At 73.1% G+C, this 21,062-nt stretch carries 18 protein-coding genes, 1 tRNA gene and 1 other RNA gene; 11 read left to right on the forward strand and 9 right to left on the reverse strand.

Annotation, left to right across the window (positions count from 1 at the left end):
• Positions 1–13: 13 nt before the first annotated feature.
• The 4 genes from MJ604_RS12140 to MJ604_RS12155 form a co-directional block, all read right to left on the reverse strand.
• Positions 14–1,264 carry a hypothetical protein gene (locus MJ604_RS12140; RefSeq protein ID WP_243058642.1) on the reverse strand — a complete coding sequence of 417 codons (1,251 nt, stop codon included), beginning with the start codon at positions 1,262–1,264 and terminating at the stop codon, positions 14–16.
• A complete protein-coding gene (locus tag MJ604_RS12145; protein WP_243058644.1) occupies positions 1,264–1,560 on the reverse strand; it encodes a hypothetical protein in 297 nt (98 codons plus the stop codon). Before MJ604_RS12145 ends, MJ604_RS12140 begins: the two co-directional genes overlap by 1 nt.
• Positions 1,561–1,620: 60 nt before the next feature.
• Positions 1,621–2,802, reverse strand: a complete 1,182-nt coding sequence (locus tag MJ604_RS12150; RefSeq protein ID WP_243058646.1) for a pyridoxal phosphate-dependent aminotransferase — start codon at positions 2,800–2,802, stop codon at positions 1,621–1,623.
• A gap of 106 nt (positions 2,803–2,908) precedes the next feature.
• Positions 2,909–4,366, reverse strand: coding sequence for an FAD-binding protein (locus MJ604_RS12155; RefSeq protein ID WP_243058647.1), 1,458 nt, complete (start codon positions 4,364–4,366; stop codon positions 2,909–2,911).
• A gap of 114 nt (positions 4,367–4,480) precedes the next feature.
• Here MJ604_RS12155 and MJ604_RS12160 point away from each other — a divergent pair, with 114 nt between their 5' ends.
• Together MJ604_RS12160 and MJ604_RS12165 are read left to right on the forward strand one after the other, a co-directional pair.
• Positions 4,481–5,422: a TlpA disulfide reductase family protein gene (locus MJ604_RS12160; protein WP_279235889.1), complete on the forward strand. Its 942-nt coding sequence runs from the start codon at positions 4,481–4,483 to the stop codon at positions 5,420–5,422.
• Positions 5,423–5,637: 215 nt separating this feature from the next.
• Positions 5,638–7,128, forward strand: a complete 1,491-nt coding sequence (locus MJ604_RS12165; RefSeq protein ID WP_243058649.1) for a potassium/proton antiporter — start codon at positions 5,638–5,640, stop codon at positions 7,126–7,128.
• A 14-nt stretch (positions 7,129–7,142) separates the two neighbouring features.
• Here MJ604_RS12165 and MJ604_RS12170 read toward each other — a convergent pair whose 3' ends face one another.
• The 3 genes from MJ604_RS12170 to MJ604_RS12180 all read right to left on the reverse strand — a co-directional run bounded on the left by MJ604_RS12170 (position 7,143) and on the right by MJ604_RS12180 (position 8,219).
• A complete protein-coding gene (locus MJ604_RS12170; RefSeq protein ID WP_243058650.1) occupies positions 7,143–7,643 on the reverse strand; it encodes a LytR C-terminal domain-containing protein in 501 nt (166 codons plus the stop codon).
• A gap of 12 nt (positions 7,644–7,655) precedes the next feature.
• Positions 7,656–7,952, reverse strand: coding sequence for a type II toxin-antitoxin system VapB family antitoxin (locus tag MJ604_RS12175; protein ID WP_243058651.1), 297 nt, complete (start codon positions 7,950–7,952; stop codon positions 7,656–7,658).
• Positions 7,953–8,060: 108 nt separating this feature from the next.
• A complete protein-coding gene (locus tag MJ604_RS12180; protein WP_243058652.1) occupies positions 8,061–8,219 on the reverse strand; it encodes a hypothetical protein in 159 nt (52 codons plus the stop codon).
• A 129-nt stretch (positions 8,220–8,348) separates the two neighbouring features.
• On the opposite strand from MJ604_RS12180, the gene MJ604_RS12185 reads away from it, so the two are divergent.
• A complete protein-coding gene (locus MJ604_RS12185) occupies positions 8,349–8,798 on the forward strand; it encodes a nuclear transport factor 2 family protein (RefSeq protein WP_243058653.1) in 450 nt (149 codons plus the stop codon).
• Between the two features lie 69 nt (positions 8,799–8,867).
• Here the strand turns inward: MJ604_RS12185 and eccCa are convergent, their stop codons facing one another.
• On the reverse strand, positions 8,868–12,845 hold the full coding sequence (gene eccCa, locus MJ604_RS12190; protein WP_243058657.1) for a type VII secretion protein EccCa: 3,978 nt from the start codon (positions 12,843–12,845) through the stop codon (positions 8,868–8,870).
• A 61-nt stretch (positions 12,846–12,906) separates the two neighbouring features.
• On the opposite strand from eccCa, the gene MJ604_RS12195 reads away from it, so the two are divergent.
• The 6 genes from MJ604_RS12195 (at position 12,907) to MJ604_RS12220 (ending at position 19,061) form a co-directional block, all read left to right on the forward strand.
• Positions 12,907–14,244: a hypothetical protein gene (locus tag MJ604_RS12195; RefSeq protein ID WP_243058659.1), complete on the forward strand. Its 1,338-nt coding sequence runs from the start codon at positions 12,907–12,909 to the stop codon at positions 14,242–14,244.
• Positions 14,245–14,394: 150 nt separating this feature from the next.
• The gene (locus MJ604_RS12200) at positions 14,395–14,694 is read left to right on the forward strand and encodes a WXG100 family type VII secretion target (RefSeq protein ID WP_279235893.1); all 300 of its coding nucleotides are present in this window, start codon (positions 14,395–14,397) and stop codon (positions 14,692–14,694) included.
• A gap of 14 nt (positions 14,695–14,708) precedes the next feature.
• Positions 14,709–15,005, forward strand: a complete 297-nt coding sequence (locus MJ604_RS12205; protein ID WP_243058661.1) for a WXG100 family type VII secretion target — start codon at positions 14,709–14,711, stop codon at positions 15,003–15,005.
• 79 nt (positions 15,006–15,084) lie between these two features.
• Entirely contained in the window at positions 15,085–16,437 is a 1,353-nt protein-coding gene (eccD, locus tag MJ604_RS12210) for a type VII secretion integral membrane protein EccD (RefSeq protein WP_243058662.1), read from the forward strand.
• A 3-nt stretch (positions 16,438–16,440) separates the two neighbouring features.
• On the forward strand, positions 16,441–17,865 hold the full coding sequence (gene eccB / locus MJ604_RS12215; RefSeq protein WP_243058663.1) for a type VII secretion protein EccB: 1,425 nt from the start codon (positions 16,441–16,443) through the stop codon (positions 17,863–17,865).
• A complete protein-coding gene (locus tag MJ604_RS12220; RefSeq protein WP_243058695.1) occupies positions 17,865–19,061 on the forward strand; it encodes a S8 family serine peptidase in 1,197 nt (398 codons plus the stop codon). Before eccB ends, MJ604_RS12220 begins: the two co-directional genes overlap by 1 nt.
• A 266-nt stretch (positions 19,062–19,327) precedes the next feature.
• Here MJ604_RS12220 and MJ604_RS12225 read toward each other — a convergent pair.
• Positions 19,328–19,416, reverse strand: a tRNA-Ser gene (locus MJ604_RS12225).
• A gap of 104 nt (positions 19,417–19,520) precedes the next feature.
• On the opposite strand from MJ604_RS12225, the gene ffs reads away from it, so the two are divergent.
• Positions 19,521–19,611, forward strand: an RNA gene (ffs, locus tag MJ604_RS12230) — signal recognition particle sRNA small type.
• A 147-nt stretch (positions 19,612–19,758) separates the two neighbouring features.
• Positions 19,759–21,062, forward strand: a 1,304-nt coding sequence (locus tag MJ604_RS12235; RefSeq protein ID WP_243058665.1) for a DNA polymerase III subunit gamma and tau, incomplete at its 3' end; no start/stop codon positions are given.

The raw sequence follows: 21,062 nt of genomic DNA on the forward strand, positions 1-21,062 counted from the left end.
CACGAAACGCCCGTCACGGTGCGCGCACGACCTGGAAGACCTGGCTCGTGACGGTCGCAGGAGCCCGCCCCGGACCGGCCAGGAACCCGTCCGCGTGCAGGCTCTCGAGCTGCTCGCGCACCGACGGATCGGTCGACGCGTCGGCTGCCGCGGCGCCCTCGACGTACGGCGCGTACGCGTGGCGGTCGACGATGCCGGGGCCGCTCTCGGCCTCGAACCGCACGGTGACCTGCTCGACGGTGTCCGGGTTGGGCGCGCCGTCGGTGAGGGGTACGACGTCGCCCTGGTGCTCCAGCGAGAGGACGTGGCTGCCGTCGGGGAACGACGGCACCTGAGCGGTCGGCGACCCCGCCGTCACGACGTGCGTGACGTCGAACTCGCTGCCCCGACCGAGGATCGCGGCGGCCGCCATGCCGCCCATCGAGTGCCCGACGAGCAGCACCGGCTCGTGTGCGGCGACACCGGCCTGGGCCATCGCGTCCAGGATGCCCTGCTGGTACGGGTCCTCCCGCCCGGCCATCAGCTGGAAGTCGGTCGGCAGGTCGCGGACGTCACCGTCCTGGGTCCACGGCAGCGTGGCCATGTCGTCGGTGCCGGGGAGGTACACGATGTGCCGCGGGCCGTCACCGCCGTCGATGGTCTGGATCTCGATCGTGCCGTTGAGCGGCGAGCCCGCCTCGGGCGACAGCGCGGCCACGCCCTGCAGGTGCGTGACCAGTCCCTCGAGGTCGGCGGGCTGGGCGCTGGGCTGCCGGCCGATCCGGGTGACCGCGGCGGTGCCGGCGCCGCCGTACGCCGCCGCGAGCAGGCCGGCCGTCAGTCCCGGTTGGAGGCCGTTCAGGAGGTTCTCGACGACGACGTCGGGCATGCCGGGGACGACGGCGAGCGCGACCAGCGGCGTGCGGGCGAGGGTCCGGTCGACCTGGTCGAGGTGCGCCTGGGCCGCGGCGTCGGCGACCTCGAGGGCGGTGAGCGCGGCCCGGACGAGCACGGCGTCCGCCTCCCACGCGCAGGACTCGACGAGCAGGCCGTCAGGCCCGGTCGTCGCGGCGAGGACGGTCGCCTCGGCCTCGGCGAACGTCAGCGGTGACAGGGGTGCGGACGCGAGCAGGGCAGGGTCGGCCATGGTGCGGGCTCCGAGGGTGGACCAGCCGCGCAGCGCGCTGCCGGCGTCGTCGAACGTCGCGGCCAGCGCGCGGATCGCGTCGTGCACCGCCTCGATGCCGCCGGCGCCTCCGGTGACGTCCGTGATGTCGGCGGACATCAGCCGAGCCCCACGACGTCGAGCAGTGACGGGACGAGGTCGGCGAGGTCGTCGAGGTGGTCGACCCGGCGGGCGTGCCGGTCGAGCGCCTCGGCGGCGTCGTCGTGGAGCAGGGCGGTACGCCGCAGCGCGGTCGCCCGGTCGCCCACGTGGTGCCGCATCGCGTCCGCGGTCAGGCCCTCCCACGGGACCCGGTCGGCGCTCGCGACGAGCCGGGCGGCGAGGTCCCGGACCTCGTCGGCGCGCTCGCGCAGGTCCTCGGCCAGGGCCCGGATCCGGGTGGTGTCTGCGTACATGGCGTCCCCCTTCGGTGATCGGTCACCGCAGGGTCGCCGGGCTCCGGCTGTGGAGAAACGTCAGCGGTCGAGCGCTGTGGAGAGCCGCTCCAGGGACTCCTCGATCACGCTGCCGGGGCCGGCGAAGCTGAGCCGCACGAACCGGTGGCCGTCGACGGTGTCGAAGTCGACCCCGGGGGCCATCGCCACGCCGGTGCGCTCGAGCAGCTCGTGGCAGAACCGCATGGTGTCGTCGGTCAGGTGCCCGACGTCGGCGTAGACGTAGAACGCCCCGTCGGCGGGCGCGAGCTCGGTGACCCCGATCCGCGGTAGCCCGTCGAGGAGCAGCCGGCGGTTGCCGGCGTACCGCCGCACGTGGCCGTCGAGCTCGTCGTACGACGCGTCGCTGAAGGCCGCGAGGCAGGCGTGCTGCGCGATCACTGGCGGGCAGATCGTGAAGTTGCCGGTGAGGATGTCGACCGCGCGGCGCAGCCGGTCGGGCACGAGCATCCAGCCGATCCGCCAGCCGGTCATGGAGAAGTACTTGGAGAAGCTCGAGAACACGACTGCCTCGCGGCTGGTCTCCCAGGCGCTGCGTGCCAGGTGGGGCTCGGCGTACTCGATGCCGTGGTAGATCTCGTCGCTGATCAGCTGGATCCGCTCGGCCTCGCAGTAGCTCGCGAGGGCCGCGAGCTCGCTCGGGAGCAGCATGGTGCCGGTCGGGTTGGCCGGGCTCGCGACCACGAGGCCCTTGATGTCTCCCCCTGATGACGCGAGCTCCTGGAGCTGGTCCACCGTGGGCTGGAAGCGGGTCTCCGGGCCGGTCGGGATCTCCACGACCTCGCAGCCGAGTGCGGTCAGCACGTTGCGGTAGCAGGGGTAGCCGGGCCGCGCCATCGCAACGCGGTCGCCGACCTCGAACGCCGCGAGGAACGCCAGCAGGAACCCGCCACTGCTGCCGGTCGTCACCACGACCTCGTCGGGGTCGACGTCGATCCCGTGCATCCGCTTGTGATGCCCGGCGATCGCCTCCCTGAGCTCGAGGATGCCCGCGGCCGGCGTGTAGCCGAGCGGGTCGGTCCCGTCCAGCAGCCGCTTCGCCTCCGCGCGCACCGGCGCCGGCGCCCCGGTCATCGGCTGGCCCGCCAGCAGGTTCAGCATGTCCCCGTGCGTCCGCTGCCGCTGGGTGGCCGCCGCGAGCAGGTCCATCACGTGGAACGGCGGCACGTTGGCCCGGCTGGCCACCTGGAAGCGGTCGGTCATGGGGCGAGGCTACGCGGTGTCGGAATCCCCGGTTGACCGGGGAAACTGGCACTTGACGGCCGTTGCAACGGCCGTCAACCGTCGGGATCCCCGGTCGACCGGGGATTCATGCACGGCTTCCCGCAGCGTGCCGCCCAGCCCGCCGCCCGAAGAACGACCCCTCACCCAGCTGGGTGCCGGAGCAGTAGCCCTTGCCGTCCTGGGCGATGTTCGACGCGCACGCGCCGGCGGCGTACAGGCCGGCGATGACGGAGCCGTCCGACCGCAGCGCTTCGCCGTCGACCGAGACGCGGATGCCGCCGAGGGTGAAGCCGGCGTACATCGCCTTGCCGAGCCGCAGGTCGAAGGCCGCCCACGGGCCGGTGTCCTGCGGGGCGAGCCAGTCGGCGGACTTGTGGAAGTCGAGGTCCTCACCGGCGGCGGCCATCTTGTTGTAGCGCTCCAGCGTCGCGGCCACGGAGCCGGCGGGCAGCGAGAGCGCGGACTCGAGCTCGTCGATCGTGTCGTACGCGTCGATCATCGGCACCAGCATCGAGTAGCTCGCGAGCTCGCCGTGCTCGCTGTCGACGATCAAGTACGCCGCCGAGTGCGGCTGCTCCATCACGAACTGCGAGGTCCGCGAGTGGTAGCTGTCCTCCGCCACGAACCGCTCGCCCTGCTCGTTCACGATGAAGCCGGTCATCAGCGTCGACGGCGGGTAGAACGGCGCCGTGATGAACGGCTCCTCCATGTGCTTGAGCTCCGCACCGGCCGAAGCGCCGAGGCGGATGCCGAGGCCGTCGTCGTACGTCGACCCGAGCGTGAACAGCTTCGAGCCGAGCGCCGGGGTGTACTCCGCGACCATCTCGGGGTTCATCACGAAGCCGCCGGCCGCCATCACCACTGCGGAGGCGGCGATCACGCCGGACTGCTCGAACGACCGCCACGCGACGCCGACCACGGACCCGGAGTCCACGACGAGGTTGGTCGCGCCGGTCTCGTAGCGGACCTCGACGCCGGCCTCCTCGAGCCGGTCGCGCAGCAGGTCGAGCACGATCCGGGTGCCCTCGGTGTCGCCGGGGACCGGCACCTTGTGCCCGCGCGGGGCCGGCACCGCCTGCTCCTTGAACGGCCACACCTTCTCGTTGCCGGTGAACATCAGCCCCTCGGTGCCGGGCTGGATCACCGCCTTCCCGGGGAAGAACGACCGCTCGAACTCGAAGCCGAGCGCCTCGAGCCAGTCGAAGTGCTCCACCGAGCCGTCGCAGTAGGCGCGGATCTTGTCGTGCTCGGGCTCCTTGGACACCGAGACGAGGTACTTGTACATCTCGTCGGCGCTGTCCTCCCACCCCGTCGCCTGCTGCACCGCGGTACCGCCGCCGAGGTAGAAGTGCCCGCCCGACATCGAGGACGTCCCGCCGTGCACCGCGGCACGCTCCAGCAGCAGCACCCGCGCGCCCTCGCGGGCCGCCTCGAGCGCGGCGCAGCCGCCGGCGATCCCGAACCCGACGACGACGACGTCGTACGACGGCGCCCCGTCCAGGGCCGAGGCGGGGAGGACGTTGGGAATGGCAGTGTTGCTCATGCTCGTACTCGCTTCGCTCCGTGCGCGCATGAGGCACGCGCCGCACAGTCTCGAATGATTCGCTCGCTGCGCTCGCTCATGCGCTCAATCTAGAACATGTTCCAGTTTCGTGCGATGCTGACCGGCGTGGTGATCCTCATCGACGTCGACGGCCGCGAGCACCAGGTCGAGGTGAAGGACGTCGGCCTCTGCTGGGGTGACGTGTGCATCCCGAAGGCCGGCCTCGAGGACCTCGACGACTGGGCTGCCGGCGCCGGCTACCTGGTCGCGCGCGACACCGACGTGGTCGCGCTCGCGCCCTCCGCCGAGCTGCACCACCGCGAGACCGCCGACGGCCGTGCGCCGGAGCTGACGCTCAACGACGTGGACGGCAACCCGGTCTCCTTCGACGACTTCTCCGGACACAAGCGGGTGCTCGTGACCTGGGCGTCGTGGTGCGGCTGCCGCCACGAGCTCGGCGGCTGGCAGCAGCTGCAGGACGAGCTCGCCGACAGCGGGCTGAAGCTGTTCTCGGTCGCGCTCGACGCCGACCCCGAGGACAGCCGGCCGTGGATCGAGGCCGCGAGCCCGTCGTACCCGGTCGCGGTCGACACCGCCCACGTCACGGCGGAGAAGTACGGCATCACCAACGTCCCCTCGGTCGTCTGGATCGACGAGCAGGACCGGATCGTGAAGCCGCCGACGATCGCGCCGGGCGACGACCAGTTCGTCGACTTCACGAAGATCAGGGCCGACCAGCACCACGACCTGCTGCGCGCGTGGGTGCGCGACGGCGTGCTGCCGGAGAGCGCCGCGGGGACGACGCCGGAGCGCACCGACGAGGAGCAGCTCGCCCTCGCGCACCGGCGGATCGCGGCTCACCTGCAGCGGGCCGGGCGGACCGAGGACGCCAAGCGGCACCTCGCCACCGCCCAGGAGCTCTCCCCCTGGGACTGGACCGTGCGCCGCGGCGGCATCGCGATGACCGGCGGCGACCCGTTCCTCGGCGAGGAGTTCACCTCCTTCTGGGAGGAGTGGGACGCCTCCGGGCGTCCTGGCTACACCCCGACGGTGTGAGGGCCCCTCGCCCCGGCGGGCGGCCTGCTGCGCGCCGCCCAGCACGACGCTGGCTGCGTTGCCGTCGCTCGAAGGACGTCCAGCCTGAATTCGCTCCGGCGCCTTGCCATCGCACGTTCTGGACGACGCCCGCGACGGCTGCACCGGGGCGACGGGCCCTCCGAGCGGCACCGATAGACTGCGTACCCGCCGCCCCGACGCAGCCGAGGTGACTCTTGTCGTTCGACGTCCACGAGCTCGACACGTTCGTGCTCGTGGGGTCTGCCGTGACGCTGCTGGCCATCCTGGCCGTGCGGGTGACCGCGGGTGCCGGCCTCCCCAGTCTGCTGATCTACCTGCTGATGGGCGTCGCGCTCGGCGAGCAGGGTCTCGGCATCGAGTTCGAGAACGCCGAGGTCGCGCACGCGCTCGGCTTCATCGCCCTCGCGGTGATCCTGGCCGAAGGTGGTCTCACCACCTCCTGGCGCGAGATCAAGCCCGTGATGCGGCTCGGGGTCTCGCTGGCGACCATCGGCGTCGCCCTCTCCGTGGCGATCGTGGCTCTCGCGGCGCACTTCCTGCTCGGCCTGTCCTGGCAGGTGTCGATCCTCCTCGGCGCGGTCACCTCGCCCACGGACGCCGCCGCGGTGTTCTCCGTGCTGCGGCACCTGCCACTGCCGCGCCGGCTGACCGGATCGCTCGAGGCGGAGTCCGGGCTCAACGACGCGCCCACGGTCGTGCTCGTGACCCTCGTGTCGACCGGCGCGGTCTACGACCACGGTGTCCTCGCGGTCGGCGGCATCATCCTCTACGAGCTCGTCATCGGCACCGCGATCGGCCTCGCCGCCGGCTTCGGCGGCGCCTGGATCATGCGCCGGGCCGCGCTGCCGTCGTCCGGCCTCTACCCGCTCGCGGTCATGACCCTCGCGTTCCTGGCGTACGGCGGCGCCGCTGCGGTGCACGGGTCCGGCTTCGCGGCCGTGTACGTCGCCGCGCTGGTGCTCGGGAACGCCGACCTGCCGCACCGGGTGGCCACCCGCTCGTTCGCCGAGGGTGTCGCGTGGCTGGCCCAGATCGGGCTGTTCGTGATGCTCGGGCTGCTGCTGTCGCCGGGACGGATCACCCTGCACACCGTCGGCCTCGCGATCGCCGCCGGCCTGGTCCTCACGCTGGTGGCCAGACCGATCTCGGTGCTGGTCAGCGCGGTCGTCCAGCCGATGGCGAAGCGCGAGCTCGCCTTCCTGTCGTGGGCCGGCCTGCGCGGCGCGGTCCCGATCGTGCTCACCACGATCCCGCTCGCCGAGGGCGTGGAGGGGTCGACCGAGCTGTTCGACCTGGTGTTCGTGATGGTGATCATCTACACGCTGCTCACCGGGCCGACGCTGCCGTGGGTGGCGCGGGTCCTCAAGGTCGCCCGCCGCTCCGAGCCCCGCGGGCTCGAGATGGAGGCGGCACCGCTGGAGAAGGTCGCCGCCGACCTGCTGCAGGTGACGATCAGCCCGGTGTCGCAGATGCACGGCGTCGAGGTCGGCGAGCTCCGGCTGCCGCGCGGCGCCTCGGTGTCGATGGTCGTCCGCGACGGCGAGACGATGGTGCCCGAGCGGCGTACCGTCCTGCGCCACGGCGACGACCTCATCGTGGTCACGCCGCGCCGGCTACGCGAGAAGACCGAGGAACGGCTGCGCCAGGTCAGCGAGCACGGTCGCCTCGCCCAGTGGCTGGGCTGACGCCCCAGCTACAGCTAGGCGATCGGCGGGCTGCAGATCTCGGCGTCGGACTCGACGACGACCGCCTTCTTGCCCTTGACCAGCTTCTCGAAGTCGTCGCCCACCACGACCGCGACGCCGTCGCCGGGCGGCTGGCGGCGCTGGACCTCGACGTCGTCGCCCAGGTGGCTGGCCACCAGGGCGACCGCGGGGCTCTCGGGGTCGAGCGTCCAGATCTGGACGACGCCGACCTGTCCGGGCACGTTGCCGCTGCTGCCCTCGGCGAAGCCCACGTCGGTCAGCAGCTGCATGGTCCGTCCGGCCAGGCCGTCGCGGTCACTGGCGTTGTAGACGCTGATCGTGACGTCCTGCGGGAACACCTTCTCGCCGGCGTCGATGGTCTTGTCCACGCAGATCGGTGTGTCGACCTTCGCGGGCAGCGGTTTCATCGCGGCCGTCCAGCCCCACAGGCCCGCGATCGCCAGCACCACGCAGAGCACGGAGAGGGTGATCGCCGTCCGCGCTCCCCTCGACATCAGAGGCACGCTCTACGCCCCCATCGAGTGGACGCGCGCGTGCAGCACGTTGCGCTGCTGCAGGGCGGCGCGCAGGGCCCGGTGCAGTCCGTCCTCGAGGTAGTACTCGCCCTCCCACTCGACCACGTGGGCGAACAGGTCGCCGTAGAACGTGGAGTCCTCGTCGAGCAGCGCGGCGAGCTGCAGCGTGTCCTTGGTCGTGACCAGCTGGTCGAGGCGCACCTGGCGCGGCGGCACCGCCGCCCACGCCCGCGAGGACAGCCCGTGGTCGGGGTACGGCCTCCCGTCACCGACGCGCTTGAAGATCACGCGGCGACTATAACGACGGCCCCCGCACGCGGGATCACCCGCAAAGGGCGGCTAGCGGACCCGGTCGACGGTCTCGCACGCGTGCGCGACCTCGCTGGTCCGGGCCCGCTAGGCCGACCAGCGCACCGCTTCGTCGAAGTAGTCCGCGAGGGCGTGCACGCCGCGCAGGTCGGTGCGCTCCTCCATCAGGCTGGTGATCGCCTGGGCGTGCCGCAACCGGAGGTTGGTACGCCGCTCGCGGAGCTGGTCGGTCGTCTTCTCGTCCATGTCGGCCTCCTTGACTGGGCTTCTGCACTGATCGTGCCGAAGTCAGGTCGCCGGGACGTTGACGCGACGTTACGAGGAGGTCAACGAACTTCGTGACGTCGCGGCAAAACTAGAATACGTTCTAGTTTTGTGGACGACGTGACCCAGATCAGCCAGCTGAAGTACCGCTACCTGCGGACCCTGGACACCAAGAAGTGGGACGAGTTCGAGGCGTGCTTCCTCCCGGACGCGACCGGCGACTACAACGGCCTGCTCTTCGACGACCGCACCGCGCTGGTGGCCTACATGAAGGAGAACCTCCCCGAGGGCTTCCTGACCATGCACCAGGTCCACCACCCCGAGATCGAGGTGGACGGCGACACCGCGACCGGCCGCTGGTACCTCCAGGACAAGGTCATCGTCCCGGCCTTCCAGTTCATGCTCGAGGGCGCGGCGTTCTACGAGGACCGCTACGCGCGCACGCCGGAGGGCTGGCGGGTCGCGCACACCGGCTACCGGCGCACGTTCGAGGTGACGTACGACCTCAAGGACCTGCCCGGCACCAAGGTCAACGGCCCCGGCGAGCACACGCACAAGTAGCGAGGACGCGTCAGCGGACTCGCCGATGGTGGTCGAGCGTGTCGAGACCCCGTCAGCGCAGAGGCGACATCACACCGACGGCTCGCGCCAGGCCATCTGCACGACCTCGACCCCGCGGTCGCGGGTGACCAGGCGACCACGTCCCGGCGCGGCCGGCTGCGGCTTCACGTTGCCGAGCAGCGGGCCCTCGTCCGGGCTGCCGGAGAGCAGCAGGCCGGGCATCGCGAGGTCGCGCAGCGACTGGATGATCGGCTCGTAGAGCGCCCGTGACGCGCCGCCCGAGCGGCGCGCGACCACCAGGTGCAGGCCGACGTCGCGGGCCTGGGCGAGCAGCGGCTGCAGCGCCTGCAGCGGCGAGCTCTGCTGGGTCGCGACCAGGTCGTAGTCGTCGACGAGGACGAACACCTCGGCGCCGCTCCACCACGACCGGTTGCGCAGCTGCTCGGGCGTGACGTCGGGGCCGGGGATCCGGGACTCGAGGTACGACGCGAGGTCGCGGATCGCCGCCTGTGCCTGCGGGGCCGACGTCAGGTAGTGCAGGAGGTAGTCCTCCGGCACCTCGCCGAGCAGCGAGCGCCGGTAGTCGACGACGACGAGCTGCGCCTGGTCGGGCGTGCGGGTCCGCATCATCTCGTCGGCGTACGCCCGCAGCACGCTGCTCTTCCCGGACTGGCCGTCGCCGAGCACCAGCAGGTGCGGCTCCGCGTCGGCGTCGATGCCGACCGGGCCGAGGTCGCGCTCGCGGATGCCGAGCAGCAGCCGCCGGTCGTCGGGAGCCAGGTCGCGGACGTCGGCCAGGTCGATCCGCTCGGGCAGCAGCCGGAGCTTCGGGCCGCTCGGGCCGGTCCAGGCGGCGGCGACCCGCTTGACCAGGTCGTCGACGCCCTCGCCCAGGCTCTCGACGTCGGCGGACGAGTCGATGCGCGGCAGCGCGGCGAGGAAGTGCAGCTTGCTCTGCACGAGACCCCGGCCGGGGCGGCCGGTGGGGACCAGCGCGGCGACCTTGCGGTCGATCTCGGAGTCCATCGGGTCGCCGAGCCGCAGCTCGAGCCGGGTGCCGAACTGGTCGCGCATCGCGGCGCGGAAGTCCGCCCACCGGGCCGCCCCCGCCACGATGTGCAGGCCGAAGGTGAGGCCCCGGGTCGCGAGCTGCTGGATCTCCAGCTCGAGGTCGTCGAAGTCGGCGCGCAGCGTGCTCCAGCCGTCGATGACCAGGAACACGTCACCGTACCCGTCGTCGACGCGGCCCGCCGCCCGGCGCGATCGGTAGGTCTCGATGGAGTCGATGCCGTTGGCGCGGAAGTACTCCTCGCGGCCGTCGACGACCCCGCGCACCTCGGCGACGATCCGGCGGACGACGTCGGGCTCGCTGCGGGTGCCGACGCCGGCGACGTGCGGCAGGTCGACGTACGGCGAGAACGTGCCGCCGCCGAAGTCGAGCACGAAGAACTGCGACTCCAGCGGCGTCGTGGTCAGCGACAGGCTCGCGACGACCGTGCGCAGCAGCGTGCTCTTGCCGCTGCGAGGTCCGCCGACGACCGCGGCGTGGCCGCCGGAGCCGCCGAGGTCGACGGTGAGGGTGTCGCGGCACTGCTCGCGCGGGCGGTCGACGGTGCCGAGGGGCACGACGAGGCCGCCGAGTGCGCGCCACTGCGGGGAGACGAGGCCGAGCCGGGGGTCCTCCACGAGGTCGGCCAGCAGCGCGTCGAGCGAGTCGGGCAGCTCGAGCGGCGGGAGCCAGACCTGGTGGGCGGCCGGGCCCTGCCCGGTCATGTGGCGGACGGCGATGCCGAGCAGCGACTCCTGGTCGCCGGGCTGCTCGACGACGACCGGCTCGGGATCCGGCTCCGGCTCGGGGACGTCGAGCGCGAGGACCTCCGAGATCGTGAACGGCAGGATGCCCTGGATGTGGCCGCCCTCGTCGCGGCGTACCCGCACCCGGCCGGACGGCGGACCCGAGACGTACGCCGCCTTGAAGCGCAGCATCGTCGACGGGTCGGGCTTGAGGTAGCCGAGCCCGGGGTCGGCCGGCAGCTCGTAGGCGTCCGGAACGCCGAGGACCGAGCGCGACTCCGCGGCGCTGAACGTGCGCAGCCCGACCCGGTAGGAGAGGTGCGACTCCAGTCCGCGCAACCGGCCCTCCTCCAGGCGCTGCGAGGCGAGCAGCAGGTGCAGGCCGAGCGAGCGGCCGAGCCGGCCGATCGCGACGAAGAGGTCGATGAACTCCGGCTTCGCCGACAGCATCTCGGAGAACTCGTCGACCACGATGAACAGCGACGGCATCGGGGCGAGGTCCTCGCCGGCCAGCCGGGCCTTCTCGTAGTCGCGGATCGAGGCGAAGTTGCCGGCCTCGCGCAGCAGCTCCTGGCGGCGCACCATCTCGCCGGACAGCGCGTCCTGCATGCGGTCGACGAGCGTGAGCTCCTGGGCGAGGTTGGTGATCACCGCGGAGACGTGGGGGAGCTCGGACATGCCGGCGAACGTCGCGCCGCCCTTGAAGTCGACGAGCACCATGTTCAGCTGCTCGGGGGAGTGCGTGAGCGCCAGCCCCAGCACCAGCGTGCGCAGGAACTCCGACTTGCCGGAGCCGGTCGCACCGATCACCAGGCCGTGCGGGCCCATGCCCTGCTGGGCGGACTCCTTGATGTCGAGGTGGACGACGGTGCCGCCGTCACCGACGCCGATCGGGACCCGCAGCCGGTCGCGTGCGGGCCGGGGACGCCAGGCCGCGCCGGGGTCGAACGTGCGTACGTCGCCGAGCGCGAGCAGCTCCATGAAGTCGGCCGGCCCGGTCAGCTCGCCGCTGCTCGACTCGACGGTGCCGGTGGCGACCGCGTGCAGCGGCGTCAGCCGGCGGGCGAACGCCTCCGCGGTCGCGGTGCTGCACTGGTCGGCGCGGGCCTTGATCGGCTCCTCGCGCAGCCGCAGCGCGTGGACGGGGTAGCGCCCGTCGGCGGCCGGCTCGCCCGCGAACTGGATGCGCAGCCGCGTGGAGTCCTCGAGCTCGTCCCACCGCGCGGGCAGGTCGAGCAGCGTGACGCCGTGCACGCCGTCCGGCGGCACGACGTGGTTGCCCGGCGGCAGCTCGCCGCCGTCGATCACCAGCAGCAGGTGCGGGGTGGCGGGCCGCTCGTCCGCGCCGAACCGGGGGCGCTCGCTGAGGTCGGGTGGCAGCAGCGGGGCCAGGTCGGCCAGCGACGTGGCCACCATCCGCATCGGCCCGACCGCGTCGGACTGCTGCGCGCTCTGGCTGTGCGGCAGCCACTTCACCCAGTCCCAGTGCGCGAGGTGCTGCTCGGAGGTCAGCACCGCGACCACCAGCTGCTCGGGGGAGTGGAACGCCGTGGCCGCGCAGATCAGCGAGCGCGCCAGGGACCGGGCGGGCTCCTCCGGCCCGCACACCTCGACCCGGTCGAAGGCGCGCAGGTCGATCGACGCCGGCAGGTCCGGCTGGAGCCGGTGGACGACGAGCAGCCGGTGCAGCGCCGAGGCCGCGGCCGGGTCGACCTGGTCGATCGGCGTGCTCTCGGGGGGCACCAGCTCGAGGGCGAGCGGCTGCGCGCACACGCCGTACCGCACGTGGAGGAAGCCGGGGTCGGACGAGCTGCGCTCCCACACGCGGGACCGCTCGTCGGCCAGCGGCGGCAGCGCGGCCGGCTCCGGGTGCTGCCAGGTGAGGGCGCGGCGCTGCTGGTCGGCGGCGTCGCGGGCGACCTTGCGGACGGTGGCGAGGTAGCGGAGGTACTCGGTGCGCGAGCCGGTCACCTGCTGCGCGCGCTGCTTGCGCTGCCGGTCGATCTGCACGATCACGAAGCCGAGCGTCGCGAACAGGAACATGCCCGCGGCGATGAAGCCGCGGCCGCCGGTCGAGCGGCCCATCGTCGCCACCAGCACGATCGAGCCGAGGCTGCCCAGCATCGGGATCGCGTTCATGAGCACGCCGCTCGCACCCTCGTTGGGCTCGATCTGGGGCGGCGGCTGGAGGTCGATCCGCCCGGTCGGCATCTCCGGCGCGTCGAGCCGGGTGCCGCGCAGCGTCGTAGTCACGGGCCTTGCATACCCCCGCGGAGCGGGGTTGACGCCTGGGAAATCCGGGGAAGGTGCGCCCGTGGACATCCTCGCTCTCTCGGTGCACGGCCCCGCGGGCGTCCTCGACCTGGCCGTACCGGCCAGCGCCGACGCGGCGGACGTCGCCGAGGAGTACGCGCGCCGCTCCGGCCTGGCCTCGGTGCCCGAGCTGCACACCCGCACCGGCGCCCCGATCCCGAGCGGCACCGAGCTGACCCGGGCGGGGATCGGCGCCGGCGACCTGCTGGTCGCGACCACCGGGATCACGCCCGCCGTGACCTCGCGGGGGGTCTCGCACCAGGAGGTACGCCGGGAGCCGGGCGGGCTGTCCACCCTGTGGTTCTGCGTGGCTGCTGCGGCCGCCGCGCTCGCGGGCTGGTGCGCGCGCACCGAGCCGGAGCCGACGGTCTGGGTGCTCCTCGCCGCGGCCGCGATCGGCGTCGTGCCCACCGGTCGGTTCGCGGCGCACCGGGTGGTCGCGGCGCCGGCGTTCGCGGCGGCCGCGGCGTTCGCCGCCGCGTGGGACCCGCACCCGGTCCGGCTGCCCATGGTCCTCGGTGTCACCGGCCTCGCGGCCGCGCTCGCCGCCGCGGTCGGTCGGGCGCTGGCGCCGCGCGCGGAGGAGGCGCTGCGGATCTGGATCATCGTGGGCGCCGGCGTCTTCGTGCTCACGGGTCTCTGCGCCCTGGCGGGGGCGCCACCGCGGATGGCGTGGGCGCTGCTGCTGATGGGCGCGCTGCTGGCCGCGCGCTTCGTGCCCGGCCTCGCGATCGACGTGCCCGACCAGTACCTCATCGACCTCGAGCGGCTGGCGGTCACCGCGTGGTCCGCGCGCGAGCAGCCGAGCGGGAAGCGCGGCCGCTCGGTCGTGCCGGTCGACGCGGTCGGCGTGGTCGCGGCCCGTGGGACCCGGCTGGTCACCGCGGCCTGCGCCGCGATCCTCGTCGTCGCGGTGGTCAGCTCACCGCTGCTGCTGGCCACCGCCACCCTGCCGATCGACCGCGTCGGCGCCCGGTGCCTGGTCGGCTTCGCCGGCGCCGGGCTGCTGCTCGCGGCCCGCAGCTACCGGCACGCCGCCGCCCGGGCCCTGCTGCGTACGGCGGGCCTGGGCTGCTGGGTCGCGCTGCTGGCCGTCCTGCTCGGCGACCTGCCGGACGGCACCGCCCGCTGGTTCGTCGTCGGCGCGGTCGCGCTTGCCGTCGTCCTCGTCGTGGTGGCGGTCGCGGTCGGCCGCGGCTGGCGCTCGGCGTGGTGGTCGCGCCGGGCCGAGGTGGCCGAGAGCCTCAGTGTCGCCTTCGCCCTGGCGTCGGTCGTGGTGGCCGTCGGGTGGTTCCGCCAGCTGTGGGAGCTGGCGAGCCTGTGGGAAATGAGTTCTTGAGGTTTACCTCAGGGGGGCCCGGGTAATCGACCGTCTGTCCGGCTCGGGCCGACACCGAACCGGTATCGCCATACATACATCGAGAGTCTCGAAGCGGTGGGAAGCCGCCACGGGGGAAGGGTTGGCGACATGTCGCAGGGCGCACCGGAGATGGGACAGGGTGAGGGCACACTCACCCGAGCGGCAGGCTTGGTGGCCGATGCCAAGGCAGACTTCGACAGCTTGAGCAACGCGCTCTCGGGCCAGATCCAGGGGCTCCAGGGCCGCTGGGCCGGCGCCGGTGGGTCGGCGTTCTTCTCGCTGCACACGGCGTGGACCGAGAAGCAGATGGTCATCACCAACGCCCTCAACGAGTTCGAGGCTTCGCTGACGTCGACCGAGCGCGACAACGTCAGCACGGACCAGAGCCAGTCCTCGAACTTCAACAACTACGCATCCCGCCTGGGCTGAGGAAGGTGACTGAGATGTCTCTCGACGGACTCCGCGTCAACCACGCAGGTCTCGACACCGCGGCCGACGACCTGGCCCGTGCGGTCAAGCAGATCGACGACCGCCTGAACCGCCTCGAGTCGGAGCTCGCGCCGCTGCGCAGCGACTGGACCGGTAACGCCCAGCAGGCCTACGTGGTCGCCAAGACCAAGTGGGACACGGCGATGCAGGAGATGAAGACGCTCCTCGCCGACACGAGCGCTGCTGTCGTGAACTCCAACGCCGAGTACCGCGCCGCCGACGCGCGCGGTGCTGCGTCGTTCGAGATCTGACGACGACACCAGACACGAGGGGGCTGGCGCACCGGGCGCCGGCCCCTTCGCGACGACAGATGGTCTGAGGGAGGGGACGATGAGTCAGGCGACCGTGAGCACGTCCGGGATGGTGCGGGTGACCGTCGCCTCCGGCACTCGCCGCGTGGACCTCGTCCTCCCCGGCGCCGTCCCGGTCGCCGAGCTCGTGCCCGAGCTGGCGCGCAGCGTCGGCCTGCTCGACCCGGCGACCGTGTACGGCGGCTACCGGCTGGTGACCGCCGACGGGCGTCGCCTCGAGCCGGACGCCGGCCTGATCCTCCAGGGCATCGAGGACGGCGGCGTCATCACCGTCGCCGCCGGCGTCGACGACGAGCCGCCACGTGTCTACGACGACGTGGTCGAGGCGATGACCGACGTCGTCGAGCACGACCTCAAGCCCTGGGACCCGACGTCCGGGCGGGCGACCGCCCTCGCCGCCGCCGGGATGCTGATGGCGCTCGGCGCGATCGCGCTGCTGATCCAGCGCGGCTCGGTGCTCGCCGGCGTCGCCGCGGTCGTGGTCAGCGTCGCGCTGGTCACCGGTGCGATCGTGCTCTCCCGCGCCCAACGCGAGCCGCAGGCCGCCGTGGCGGTCGCCTGGACCGGCTCGCTGTACGCCGCGGTCTCCGGGCTGATGCTCGTCACCGACGACCCGTTCTTCGGGATGCCGGTCGCGGCGGCCGGGGCCGGCGCGATGGCAGCCGGCCTGGTCTGCCTGCTCGGCCTCGGCGAGGGCCGGGCGCTGGTGATCCCGCCGGTCGTCGTCGGCGCGATCTTCCTCGCCACCGGCCTGGTCATGCAGGCCGCCGAGTTCGACCCCGCGATCGTGCTCACCGTCGTGCTCGTGCTCGTCGTGATGGCGGGCAGCGTGTTCCCCTGGCTGGCGCTCGGTGTCACCGGCACCGCCGTCGACCAGCTCTACACGACCGCGGACATCACCGCGGAGCCGCGCGAGATCGACCCGGCCCGCGTCGGCACCGACGCCCGGGTCGCCCACGAGATCCTGGTCGCGGTCACCGCGACCGTCGGCCTGCTGCTGGTGCTGCTCGCGCCGCTCGCGGTCTCGCTCGGCGTCTCCGGAGCGATCCTCGCGGTGCTCTGCTGCGTGGTGGTCATGCTGCGCACCCGGCAGTACCGCACCGGCACCGAGGTGCTGGTCGGTCTCGTCTCCGGCATCCTCGGGCTCGCCTCGATCGCGGTCTCGACGCTGGTGCTCCACCCGGACTGGCGGCCCACGGTCGCGGTCGTGCTCGCCGGCAGCGGTGCCGCCCTGCTCGCGCTGACCCTGCTGCCCGCGACCCCGTCGGTACGTCGCGGCCGTCTCGGCGACGTCGCCGAGAGCGTCGCGCTGCTCGCGCTGCTGCCGCTGCTCGTCGTCGCGGTCGGCCTGTTCTCCGCGATCCGCAGCTGACCCATGGCCACCAAGAAGGACCTCGTCGAGGCGTACTCGTTCAGTCGACGCCGGCTGGTCACCGCATTCGTGTCCGGAGCACCCGGCGGCCGCGAGGTCGAGCCGGCCAGGCCCGGCCGCACCATCGTCGGCGGGCTCGCGCTCGCCGTACTCCTCGTCGCCGGAGCCGCGATCGCGGGCGTCTTCGCGCCGCGCACGCCCGACGACTGGACCGAGCACGGGCTGATCGTCTCCAAGGACACCGGCCAGGCGTACGTCATCGTGCCCGACTCCGAGTCGAGCGAGATCGAGCTGCGTCCGGTCATCAACATCACGTCGGCGGCGCTGATCCTCGGGCCGGACGTCGAGCCGATGCTGATCTCGCAGGACACCATCGACGACCAGCAGATCGGTGAGGACATCGGGATCCTCGGGGCGCCGGCCAGCGTCCCCGACGCAGGCCTCCTCGTCGACGACGGGTGGACGGCGTGCACGGCCGCGGGCAGCGGCATCCGCACCCGCGTCGCGGTCGAGCCCTCGGTGTTGCCGGCGTCCGGGCAGCAGGTGCTGGTCGAGAGCGACGGTGAGTACTGGCTGATCGCGCAGCCGGCGGAGACCTCCACCGGCCGCAGTGGCGCCTACGCCTACCAGGTGGTGCGCCAGGAGGGCGACCGCGACGAGACCGACCCGATGCTGCTCGACCTCGGCGCCGGCACGCTCGGCACGGCGGTGCCGGTGCCGCGGGAGTGGCTGGACCTGTTCCCGCGCGGCGCCGACCTCGACTACTCCAGCGTGGAGGTCGAGGGGCTCGGCGACCCGCTCGGCTACAGCGACGACGCCATCCCGGCGGGCGCGCGGGTGGGCGACCTGCTGACCGCCGACGGCCGCACCGTGCTGCTGCTCGAGGACGGGCCGGCGCTGCTGGACCCGTTCGCCGCCACCGTCTACGAGCACCTGGCCACCCCGGCCGGCTTCCACGAGCCGCTGCCCGCGTCGAGCTTCCCGGGCCTCGACTTCGAGGACCCGCCGCTCGCGGACTCGCAGTGGCCCACCGAGCTCCTCACCTCCCTCGACGGCCCCGCCGAGCCGTGCGCCCAGCTGTTGGCCGAGCCCGGCGCCGCGCCCCTCGCCCAACTCGCGCAGGCGCCCGGCGACGACGCCAGCGCCGCCGGCCTCGGGCCGGAGACCAAGGCCGCGACCGTCGACCCGGGCCGAGGGGCGTACGTGCTCTCCGGCGGATGGACCGACAGCGACGCAGGAGCGCCGTACGTCATCGACGGGAAGGGCCGGGCCAACCCGCTCGGCGGCACCGGCGCGGCCGAGCAGCTCGGGTACGCCGGCCACCCCGTCGTCGTGGTGCCGGACAGCTGGATCGGGCTCTTCGAGGACGGCGTCGAGCTCTCCGAGGACGCGGCGCTCTGCCCGCCCGGGAGCACCTCGTGCGAGTGATGCTCGCGGGCGCGCTGCTCCCGCTCGCCCTGGTGTCACCCGCGTCCGCCGAGACCACCGGGTCACCGTGCACGGGCGTGAGCCCGGGGCAGACCGTGGTGCCGGTCGACGGACCCAGCGAGCCGCTGGTCACCCTCGGGATCGCCGACCTCCAGGACCGCGTGCCGGCCCTCGGCGCCGGTCGGAACGTCGCGGTCGTCGACTCCGGCGTGTACGACGGCGCCCGGCTCGACGTGCTGGCGAGCGAGTCGTTCACGGGGAGCCGCGAGCTGCTGGACGGTCACGGCACCGCCGTCGCCGGCGTGATCGCGGGGCAGCCGCGCGAGGAGGGGCAGGCCGTCGGCATCGCGCCGCGCGCGAGGATCATCGACGTCCGGGTGTACGACGAGGCCGGCGACGGCCTCGACCCGGACCGCGTCGCGGCCGGGCTGAACTGGGTCGCCGACAACGCGAAGCGCTACGACATCGCCGTCGCCAACGTCTCGCTCGCGTTCGACCGCGACGTCCCGGCGATCGAGCGCGCGGTGCGGCGGCTGTGGAACCGCGACGTCGTCGTGGTGGCGTCGTCCGGCAACCGGCCCACCGAGGAGGGGGAGCCCGGCCTCCCCGAGCTCGCGGCGCCGATGAAGCCGGGGGAGGACGCCGAGGGGCTGTTCCGCCCCGCGGCGTACCCGCACGTCCTCGCGGTCAACGCGAGCGGCCGCCCGGGCGAGGACGTCACGCAGTTCGTCGTCCAGAACTCCGACACCGACCTGGCCGCGCCCACGTTCGGGCTGGTGTCGCTCGCGGTGACCGGTGACTACTGCGTGATCGACGAGATCGCGACCTCGTGGTCGGCGGCCGTCGTCAGCGGCGTGGTCTCGCTGTTGCGCTCGGCGTACCCGAAGGACACCGCCGCCCAGACCGTCGCCCGGCTGCTCGAGACCGCCAACGGCACCGCCGGCACCCGCACCCGGCTGACCGGGCACGGCGTCATCCAGCCGCTCGAGGCCCTCACCCGCCCGCTCGCCCCCGCGTCCGACGGCACGCTCGCGTACGCCGCCGCCGACACCGACCAGCCGCGCGCCACCGCCCCCGAGCCCGCGGACGACCTGCTCGCCAGCACCCGCGACGACGCGGTGTGGTGGGGGCTGATCGGCGGCGGCGTGCTCGTGGTGGCGCTGCTGCTGCGGCCGGTCCTGTCGCGGCGCCGCTGAGCGGATCTCGAAATGCACGAACGGCGCCGCACCTGCGTGCGACGCCGTTCCGTGTGGCGGAGGTAGGGGGATTCGAACCCTTCCCGAGATCGGGGGAGCGCTCTTGACCCAACCCGCGAACCACGAACGGCGCCGCACCTGCGTGCGACGCCGTTCCGTGTGGCGGAGGTAGGGGGATTCGAACCCTTCCCGAGATCGGGGGAGCGCTCTTGACCCAACCCGCGAACCACGAACGGCGCCGCACCTGCGTGCGACGCCGTTCCGTGTGGCGGAGGTAGGGGGATTCGAACCCCCGAGGGCTATTAACCCAACCCGCTTTCCAAGCGAGCGCCATAGGCCACTAGGCGATACCTCCGCGGAGGAGGTTACCGGTCGGCGTACGGCGCCGTGAAATCGGCCGGGTGGGCGACCGAGGGGCCCGTCTTGGTCTGCTCCCGGCCCTCACCTAGACTTCGGGCCAACCCCCCGTGTGGCGGCACCTCGCCCAACTCCCCCAGGGCCGGAAGGCAGCAAGGGCAAGCGAGCTCTGTCGGGTGCGCGGGGGGCCTTTGCATGTCCGGGTCCGGACAGCTGAAACCCGGGGTTACGGGACTACCCACCCCGTTCCGGCAGGGTGAGTAGTCCCCGAAACCCCGCGTTGCACGTGGTGCCGGCCGCCCCGCTACCGACTGTCGGGGGCTGTGGTTAGGGTTCATGCGTGGAGTCACCCCTCGCGCTGTACCGCCGCTACCGGCCCGAGACGTTCGCCGAGGTGATCGGTCAGGACCACGTCACGGAGCCGCTGCGGTCGGCGCTGGCCAACAACCGGGTGAACCACGCCTACCTCTTCTCCGGCCCGCGCGGCTGCGGCAAGACCACGAGCGCGCGGATCCTGGCGCGGGCGCTCAACTGCGAGCGGGCGCCGATCGCCGACCCGTGCGGCGAGTGCGAGAGCTGCCGCGACCTGGCGCGCGGCGGTCCGGGGTCCATCGACGTGATCGAGATCGACGCCGCGTCGCACGGTGGTGTCGACGACGCGCGCGACCTGCGCGAGAAGGCGTTCTTCGCCCCGGTGAAGAGCAAGTACAAGGTCTACATCATCGACGAGGCGCACATGGTGAGCCCGCAGGGCTTCAACGCGCTGCTCAAGCTCGTCGAGGAGCCGCCGCCGCACCTGCGCTTCATCTTCGCGACCACCGAGCCGGACAAGGTGATCCCGACCATCCGGTCGCGCACGCACCACTACCCGTTCCGGCTGATCCCGCCGCGGCTGCTCTCGTCCTACCTCTCCGACCTCTGCGAGCGCGAGGGCGTCTCGATCGACCAGGCGGCGCTCCCGCTGGTGGTCCGCGCCGGCGCGGGCTCGGCCCGCGACACCCTGTCGGTGCTCGACCAGCTCCTCGGCGGCGCCGGCCCGGCCGGGGTCACCCACGAGCTCGCGACCGGACTGCTCGGCTACACGCCCGACACCCTGCTCGACGAGGTCGTCGACGCGTTCGCGGCCGGCGACGGCGCGGCGGTGTTCGGGGTCGTCGACAAGGTCGTCGAGACCGGCCAGGACCCGCGCCGCTTCACCGAGGACCTGCTCCGCCGCCTGCGCGACCTGGTGATCGTCGCCGCGGTGCCCGACGCCCCCGCGACCGGCCTGATCGACGTCTCGGAGGACCAGGGCGAGCGGCTGGTCGCCCAGGCCGCCCGCTTCGGCGCCGCCGAGCTGAGCCGCGCCGCCGACATCGCCGCGACCGGCCTGACCGAGATGCGTGGCGCGACCGCGCCCCGGCTGCTCCTCGAGCTGCTCTGCGCGCGGATCCTGCTGCCCGGCGCCGACCACGCCACCGACGGCGTGCTGGCCCGCCTCGACCGCCTCGAGAAGCGGCTCACGATCACGGGTACGCCGACGCCGACCGTCGCGGCCCCGCAGCCGCCCGCCCAGGACCGTCCGGCCCCACCGTCGTCGCGCCCGGCCGCCCCCGACCCGGCCGCCGAGCGGCCCGAGCGGCCCGAGCCGGCCGCCCCGCCCCC

This window comes from Nocardioides sp. SR21, assembly GCF_022761125.1.
GTDB lineage: Bacteria > Actinomycetota > Actinomycetes > Propionibacteriales > Nocardioidaceae > Nocardioides.

Excerpts from the sequence above, each read along its gene's own strand:
- MJ604_RS12140 (WP_243058642.1), bottom strand. The coding sequence starts at position 1,264 with ATGTCCGCCGACATCACGGACGTCACCGGAGGCGCCGGCGGCATCGAG.
- MJ604_RS12145 (WP_243058644.1), bottom strand. The coding sequence starts at position 1,560 with ATGTACGCAGACACCACCCGGATCCGGGCCCTGGCCGAGGACCTGCGC.
- MJ604_RS12150 (WP_243058646.1), bottom strand. The coding sequence starts at position 2,802 with ATGACCGACCGCTTCCAGGTGGCCAGCCGGGCCAACGTGCCGCCGTTC.
- MJ604_RS12155 (WP_243058647.1), bottom strand. The coding sequence starts at position 4,366 with ATGAGCAACACTGCCATTCCCAACGTCCTCCCCGCCTCGGCCCTGGAC.
- MJ604_RS12160 (WP_279235889.1), top strand. The coding sequence starts at position 4,481 with ATGCTGACCGGCGTGGTGATCCTCATCGACGTCGACGGCCGCGAGCAC.
- MJ604_RS12170 (WP_243058650.1), bottom strand. The coding sequence starts at position 7,643 with ATGTCGAGGGGAGCGCGGACGGCGATCACCCTCTCCGTGCTCTGCGTG.
- MJ604_RS12180 (WP_243058652.1), bottom strand. The coding sequence starts at position 8,219 with ATGGACGAGAAGACGACCGACCAGCTCCGCGAGCGGCGTACCAACCTC.
- MJ604_RS12200 (WP_279235893.1), top strand. The coding sequence starts at position 14,395 with ATGGGACAGGGTGAGGGCACACTCACCCGAGCGGCAGGCTTGGTGGCC.
- MJ604_RS12205 (WP_243058661.1), top strand. The coding sequence starts at position 14,709 with ATGTCTCTCGACGGACTCCGCGTCAACCACGCAGGTCTCGACACCGCG.
- eccD (WP_243058662.1), top strand. The coding sequence starts at position 15,085 with ATGAGTCAGGCGACCGTGAGCACGTCCGGGATGGTGCGGGTGACCGTC.
- eccB (WP_243058663.1), top strand. The coding sequence starts at position 16,441 with ATGGCCACCAAGAAGGACCTCGTCGAGGCGTACTCGTTCAGTCGACGC.
- MJ604_RS12220 (WP_243058695.1), top strand. The coding sequence starts at position 17,865 with ATGCTCGCGGGCGCGCTGCTCCCGCTCGCCCTGGTGTCACCCGCGTCC.